Origin of the sequence: Klebsiella sp. 1SOBk10mer, from assembly GCF_046602535.1 — a bacterium.
In the GTDB taxonomy this organism is placed as follows: domain Bacteria; phylum Pseudomonadota; class Gammaproteobacteria; order Enterobacterales; family Enterobacteriaceae; genus Klebsiella; species Klebsiella quasipneumoniae.
Genome location: NZ_JBKIUP010000075.1, coordinates 1 through 290 on the forward strand (window position 1 = coordinate 1; position 290 = coordinate 290).

The window sequence follows — 290 nt, forward strand, 5'->3', positions numbered from 1 at the left end:
GGAACGCCGCCGTATCTGGCGTAAGCTGCATCTCGCCGTTGACAGTAAAACACATGAAATCATCTGCGCTGACCTGTCGCTGAACAACGTTACGGACTCAGAGGCCTTCCCCGGGTTAATCCGGCAACCCCACCGGAAAATCAGGTCAGCCGCCGCCGATGGCGCTTACGATACCCGGCTCTGTCACGATGAACTGCGGCGTAAGAAAATCAGCGCGCTTATCCCTCCCCGAAAAGGTGCGGGTTACTGGCCCGGTGAATATGCAGACCGTAACCGTGCTGTTGCGAATC

General features: G+C 57.2%; 1 protein-coding gene. It reads left to right on the forward strand.

The features are described 5' to 3' along the window. A partial coding sequence (locus ACLH1I_RS26700; protein ID WP_325904120.1) for a transposase occupies positions 1-290 on the forward strand: 290 nt, incomplete at both ends.